Annotated in this window: 4 protein-coding genes and 1 riboswitch; all 4 genes read left to right on the top strand. The window is 73.0% G+C overall.

From position 1 onward, the window contains the following. Positions 1 to 151: 151 nt before the first annotated feature. Complete coding sequence (gene dxr / locus ACFU0Y_RS17285; protein WP_380216052.1) at positions 152 to 1426, top strand: 1-deoxy-D-xylulose-5-phosphate reductoisomerase; 1275 nt, start codon at positions 152 to 154, stop codon at positions 1424 to 1426. A gap of 44 nt (positions 1427 to 1470) precedes the next feature. Next, positions 1471 to 1588: riboswitch (SAM riboswitch) on the top strand. A gap of 99 nt (positions 1589 to 1687) precedes the next feature. Then, positions 1688 to 2581, top strand: a complete 894-nt coding sequence (locus ACFU0Y_RS17280; protein ID WP_380216050.1) for a MetQ/NlpA family ABC transporter substrate-binding protein — start codon at positions 1688 to 1690, stop codon at positions 2579 to 2581. Then, positions 2578 to 3657: a methionine ABC transporter ATP-binding protein gene (locus ACFU0Y_RS17275; protein ID WP_380216048.1), complete on the top strand. Its 1080-nt coding sequence runs from the start codon at positions 2578 to 2580 to the stop codon at positions 3655 to 3657. The genes ACFU0Y_RS17280 and ACFU0Y_RS17275 overlap by 4 nt, the downstream gene beginning before the upstream one ends. 56 nt (positions 3658 to 3713) lie before the next feature. Next, positions 3714 to 4313: a methionine ABC transporter permease gene (locus ACFU0Y_RS17270; protein ID WP_380216054.1), complete on the top strand. Its 600-nt coding sequence runs from the start codon at positions 3714 to 3716 to the stop codon at positions 4311 to 4313. Positions 4314 to 4433: the final 120 nt, after the last annotated feature.

The raw sequence follows: 4433 nt of genomic DNA, 5'->3' as shown, positions 1-4433 counted from the left end.
GCCTGGGCCCCGGCACCCCGTCCGGGTTGTCGGGGGCCTCGGTCCGTTCCGGGTCCGGACACGACGGACCGGTCCCGGACCGGCCGCCGTCGCGCCCCCGCAGGCGATCCGGGGGCGCGGCACCGGGGGCCCGCTGGGGGATACTGGGGCCATGACGCCCCCCGCCTCCCCGCCCCGCACCCGCCCGACGCCCGAGCTGCGCGCGCTGGCCGCCGCCGGTCCCCGCAGGATCGGCGTCCTCGGCTCGACGGGCTCGATCGGCACCCAGGCGCTCGACGTCGTGCGGGCCGCCCGGGGGCTCGAGGCCGCGGACCCCTTCACCGTGGTGGCTCTCGCCGCCGGCGCCCGCCACCTGGAGCTGCTCGCCGAGCAGGCCGTCGAGACCCGCGCGGCGGTCGTGGCCACGAGCGGGACCGGCCGGGACGCGGTCCGACTGGCCCGCCTGATCGCGGAGCGGGCCGCGGCCGCCGGGGCGACGGGCTACCGGCCCGACATCGAGCACGGCCCCGAGGCGGCCTCCACGGCGGCCGCCCACCCCGGCGCGGACCTCGTGCTCAACGGCATCACCGGCTCCATCGGCCTCGCCCCCACGCTGGCCGCGCTGGGGGCCGGGCACCGGCTCGCGCTCGCGAACAAGGAGTCGCTGATCGCCGGCGGCACCCTCGTCAAGGCGGCCGCCGCGGCCACCGGGCACCCGGACGCCCTGATCCCCGTGGACTCGGAGCACTCGGCGCTGGCGCAGGCCCTGCGCGGCGGCACCGCCGCAGAGGTCGACCGGCTCGTGCTCACGGCCTCCGGCGGTCCCTTCCGCGGCCGGTCCCGGGCGGAGCTGGAGGCGGTCACGCCCCGGGACGCGCTGCGCCACCCGACCTGGGACATGGGGCTGATGGTGACGACCAACTCGGCGTCCATGGTCAACAAGGCGCTCGAGGTCCTCGAGGCCCACCTCCTCTTCGACGTTCCCCTCGAGCGCATCGACGTGGTGGTCCACCCCCAGTCTGTGGTGCACTCCATGGTCCAGTTCGTGGACGGCTCCACCCTCGCCCAGGCCTCACCGCCGGACATGCGCCTGCCCATCGCCCTGGGCCTCGCCTGGCCCCACCGGCTGCCCGGCGCCGCCGCGCCCTGCGACTGGACGCGCGCCACCGAGTGGACCTTCGAGCCCCTCGACCCGGTCGCGTTCCCGGCCGTGGACCTGATCAAGGCGGCCGGTGAGCGGGGCGGAACCTTTCCCGCCGTGTTCAACGCCGCCAACGAGGAGGCGGTGCACGCCTTCCACGACGGCCGGATCCGCTTTCCCGCCATCGTGGACACGGTCAAGGCGGTTCTGAACGAGCACGACGACGACGGCCCGCTGGAGCTCGAGGCCGTGCTGGCGGCCGAGGGGTGGGCCCGGCACCGGGCCCGCGAGGTCCTCGCCCGCTGACGGAACCGGATCCACCCCCACCGCACGTGCTAGTCTGTCGGGCGGATGACGAGTCCCAGCGCGAAGCCCTGGCTTGCTGGGCGGCAACCCTCTCCCGTAGTGGGGTGCCCCAGGTGGAACCATCCGGCACCGGCCATCGAAGGCCGGCGGCAAGTACGGTCCGACCGCGCACGCGCCTCCGGCGCGCCCTCGACCGTGGCCGCCGGGCCCGTTGCCGCCGGTGGAGACCTCCGACACCCCGGACCCACGGAAAGGCCCCACATGCGATCGCAGCGCCTCCCCTTCCTCGCCCTGGCCACGACCCTCGGCCTCACCCTCACCGCCTGCGGCGGCTCCGCCGGGGAGTCCTCCGGTGAGGGAGCCCTCGCCGACGGTAAGATCTCCATCGGCGTCGTCGGCTCCCACCCGACCCACGACGTCCTCCAGCAGCTGGCCGAGGAACAGGGCATCACCGTCGAGTACGTCGACTTCTCCGACTACAACCAGCCCAACCCCGCCACCGAGTCCGGCGACGTGGACATGACCTGGTTCCAGCACGTCCCGTTCCTCTCGGACTACAACAACTCCGCCGGGAGCTCCATCACCCCGATCGGCTCGACGTCGATCTACCCCCTGGGCCTGTACTCCAACCAGTACGACTCCGTGGAGCAGTTCCAGGAGGGCGACGAGATCGCGGTGCCCAACGACTCCGTGAACCTGTCCCGGGCCCTGCTCGTGCTCGAGTCCGCCGGTCTCGTCGAGCTGAAGAGCGACACTCTCATCCCCACCGAGCTGGACGTCGACGCCGAGGCCTCGACGGTGCGGGTCACACCGGTCTCCGCGGAGCAGACGGTGCTCTCGCTCGACTCGGTGGCCGGGTCGGTGATCAACAACGACTTCCTGGCCCGCGCGGACATCGACCCGAAGTCCGCACTGGCCCAGGACGACCCGGAGGCGGAGGGCTCGCGCGCCTACGTCAACCTCTTCACCACCACCGAGGAGCTCGCCGACGACGAGACCCTCCGCCAGGTCGCGGACCTCTACCACGAGCAGGCCGTGCTGGACGCGGAGATGGAGGAGACCAAGGACACGGCCGTGCCGCTCCAGCTGGAGCCGGAGGAGCTCCAGGAGCTGACCGCACGCTACCAGCAGGAGCTGAAGGACCAGGAGCAGTGAGCGCGACGGTCCCCACCGGGCCGTCCACCGCCGGGCGCCCGGACGAGGTGCTCGTCTCCTTCCGCAACGTCTCCAAGACCTTCCGCACCGGTTCGGGGCGGTCGGCGCGCGAGGTGCTGGCGGTCGACGACGTCACCCTCGACGTCCGCCGCGGCGAGATCTTCGGGGTCATCGGCTACTCGGGGGCGGGCAAGTCCACCCTCGTGCGCCTGATCAACGGGCTCGAGCCCGTGACCTCGGGGTCGTTGACCGTGGAGGGCTTCGAGGTGGCCGGCCGGCGCGAGACCGAGCTGGCGCCCGTCCGGCAGGAGATCGGGATGATCTTCCAGCAGTTCAACCTCTTCACCTCCCGCACCGTCGCCGGCAACGTCGAGTACCCGCTCAAGCGGGCCGGCTGGCCCAAGGAGAAGCGCCGGGCCCGCGTGGCCGAGCTGCTCGAGTTCGTCGGTCTGTCCGCGCGCGCCGGCAACTACCCGGAGCAGCTCTCCGGCGGGCAGAAGCAGCGCGTGGGCATCGCCCGCGCCCTGGCGACCAGCCCCAAGCTGCTCCTGGCCGACGAGTCGACGAGCGCCCTCGACCCCGAGACCACCCAGGAGGTGCTGCAGGTCCTGCAGCGGGTCAACCGGGAACTGGGGATCACGATCGTGATCATCACCCACGAGATGGACGTGGTCCGGGCGATCGCCGACCGCGTGGCCGTGATGCAGGACGGGAAGGTCGTGGAGCACGGCTCCACGGTGGACATCTTCGCCAGGCCCCGCACCGAGACCGCCCGCCGCTTCGTCTCCTCCGTCCTGCACTCGGTGCCCGACGCCCGCGAGGTGGAGCGGCTGCGCCGCGCCCACCGCGGGCGCCTGGTCATCGTGGACGTCGGCGACGGCGTGGACATCGGCGGGGTGCTCTCCGACGGCGCCGCCCGCGGGGTCCGCTTCACCATCGCCTACGGCGGGATCAGCGTGCTCCAGGAGCAGTCGTTCGGGTCCCTGACCTTCGAGCTGACGGGTGAGGACGCGGCCGTGCAGGCCGTGGTCGACGAGATGTCCCGCATCACGACCCTGAGAGAGGTGGCCGCGTGAACGACTGGTCCGTCCTGGGACCCGAGCTGCTGTCCGCGCTCGGGGAGACCCTCTACATGGTGGCCGTCACCCTGGTCCTCGCCGGCCTGCTCGGCCTGCTCGTGGGCGTGGGCCTCTACGTCACCCGCCGGGGCAACATCCTGGAGAACCGCGCGGTGCACGAGGGGCTCAACCTCGTGGTCAACTTCGTCCGGCCGATCCCGTTCATCATCCTCCTGGCCGCCCTCGGCCCGGTCACCCAGGGGGTCGTCGGGACCCGGCTGGGCCCCAACGCGGCGATCTTCGCGATGACGATCGGCGCGATGTTCGCGGTGGCGCGCATCGTGGAGCAGAACCTGATGAGCGTGGACCCCGGCGTCGTCGAGGCCGCCCGCTCGATGGGGGTCTCCCGCGGCCGGATCATCACCACGGTGATCCTGCCCGAGGCGCTGGGCCCCCTGGTGCTCGGCTACACCTTCCTCGTCATCGGCATCACGGACATGTCCGCGATGGCCGGGGCCATCGGCGCCGGCGGACTGGGCGACTTCGCCCTGCGCCTGGGCTACCAGCGGTTCAACGACGAGGTCACGTGGGCGGCGGTCGCCGTGATCGTGGTCCTGGTCCAGCTCGTGCAGGTGGTGGGCAACCGGCTGGCCCGCCGGATCCTGCGCCGCTGAGGCCCCGGCGCGCGAGGGCGCCGGGGCACTGGCCTCCGGGGTGCTGCGGGCGTTCCGCGGCTACCAGAAGGAGCTGGCGGGCGCCAACGAACGCACCCTGGCCTCCGGTCAGGAACTGCC

The sequence above is a fragment of the Kocuria sp. NPDC057446 genome (assembly GCF_042802875.1).
Classification (GTDB): domain Bacteria; phylum Actinomycetota; class Actinomycetes; order Actinomycetales; family Micrococcaceae; genus Kocuria.
Note: the sequence above shows the minus strand (reverse complement) of the source record. Positions and strands in the feature narration are given on the sequence as shown.